The sequence below is a fragment of the Microbacterium sp. ISL-103 genome, from assembly GCF_018613995.1.
In the GTDB taxonomy this organism is placed as follows: Bacteria; Actinomycetota; Actinomycetes; order Actinomycetales; family Microbacteriaceae; genus Microbacterium.
Window position 1 is genome coordinate 1 of the sequence record NZ_JAGGPD010000613.1, and the last position, 1,346, is coordinate 1,346.

Annotated in this window: 3 protein-coding genes; 2 read left to right on the forward strand and 1 reads right to left on the reverse strand. The window is 71.0% G+C overall.

All coding sequences use genetic code 11. The features are described 5' to 3' along the window. On the forward strand, positions 1-370 hold a 370-nt coding region (locus J7E68_RS18625; RefSeq protein ID WP_251049151.1), incomplete at its 5' end, for a DUF5719 family protein. A gap of 24 nt (positions 371-394) precedes the next feature. On the opposite strand, the gene J7E68_RS18630 is transcribed toward J7E68_RS18625, so the two are convergent. Next, positions 395-820 (reverse strand): hypothetical protein, encoded by a 426-nt coding sequence (locus tag J7E68_RS18630; RefSeq protein WP_251049152.1) that lies wholly within the window; start codon positions 818-820, stop codon positions 395-397. An 82-nt stretch (positions 821-902) separates the two neighbouring features. Between J7E68_RS18630 and J7E68_RS18635 the strand changes: the two genes are divergently transcribed. Then, a complete protein-coding gene (locus tag J7E68_RS18635; protein WP_215175029.1) occupies positions 903-1,109 on the forward strand; it encodes a DUF3499 family protein in 207 nt (68 codons plus the stop codon). Positions 1,110-1,346 lie beyond the last annotated feature (237 nt).

Sequence of the window (1,346 nt, forward strand, 5' to 3'; positions counted from 1 at the left end):
GGCCGCTGCGCGGCAGCAGGACGGGGCGGGCCCACTGACCGACTTCGCGTGGGTGACCCCCGCCCCCGAAGTGGAGGAGGACGTGCTCGTGTCGGTGCCGGCCGGCCCTGCCCCGCTCCTCGTGCTCGCGAACGACGGCGACGCGGATGCCACGGTGCAGCTCACGCCCGTCGACGGCGGCGCCCCGGTCGAGGCCACCGTGCCGTCGGGCGCTTCGACATCCGTCGATCTCGCACCTCGGACCGTCTACACGATGAGCACATCCGCCGCCGTGCACGCGTCGGTGACGCTGACCGCCGCAGGCTCCCTCGCGGTGTGGCCGGTGTGGCCGGCGGCGGGCACTCAGCAGAGCATCACCGTCTATCCCTGAGGATCCGGTCCGAGCCGTGAGGGGTCAGTGCTCGTGGCCGCCGAAGTCCCACGGTTCACGACCCACGTACTCGGCAGCCGCACGGAAGACGGCGCTTTCGATCGCCATGCGCCGGTGGGCGTTGTCGTCGTGTCCCGGAGGCAGCAGCCGCTCGATCGGCAGGCGGAACAGGACGATCCGCCGCTGCTCCTGATCGAGGTGCCATCGGGGCACCTCGTCTGTCGCCTCGAACGCAGGCATCGCCCCGATCTCGAAGCGCACGTCCTGCAGCTCGGGCCACGTGCCTCGAAGGAACTCCACGGCGGTTCCGACGGTGAGATCGAATCGGTCGACGCGACCGTCGAGGGGTGCCAACGGCGGACGAACGACCTCGCTGCGTCCCAGTCGACCGTGCCGTCCGTGACGCGCGCCGCGGCGCGGGGCTGCAGAGGTGCGGGGACGACGGGGCATAGCGAAAGTCTAGGCCGACTGGGCGCCGCGTCGGCGGCGCGGCCTCCCGGCCTTGTCCTTGAGCGGCCGTAACCTGGCGGAGATGGACGGAAGACTCTGCTCGAAGGTCGGCTGCGCGCGAGAAGCCGTGGCGACGCTCACCTACGACTACGGCGATCAGATGGCGGCGCTCGGTCCGCTGGGCATCGCGAATCACCCGCATGCGCACGATCTGTGTGCCCCGCATGCTGAGCGACTCTCGGTCCCTGCGGGCTGGCTCGTCGTGCGCCACGAGGCGCTCCGCGCTTGATCCGACCGGTATGCGCCCCGGGACACGCCGCCGCCCGGCGTCGGGTGCGCTACACGCGCCGATACGCTGACCGCGGGTGCGCCAGGGCGGCGCCGCCGGAAAGGCTGCCGTGATCGTCTGGCGACGCTGGATCTTCCCTCTTCTGCTGGTTCTCGTGTTCGGGGTGTGCGCTGCCGCACTGGTGAAGATCGCCTTCTTCCCTGACCGATCCGAGGCGATCGTGAGCCCCGAGGCATC

Bases quoted from the DNA above. Each gene is read 5' to 3' on its own strand.
- J7E68_RS18630 (WP_251049152.1), bottom strand. From the start codon at position 820: ATGCCCCGTCGTCCCCGCACCTCTGCAGCCCCGCGCCGCGGCGCGCGT.
- J7E68_RS18635 (WP_215175029.1), top strand. From the start codon at position 903: ATGGACGGAAGACTCTGCTCGAAGGTCGGCTGCGCGCGAGAAGCCGTG.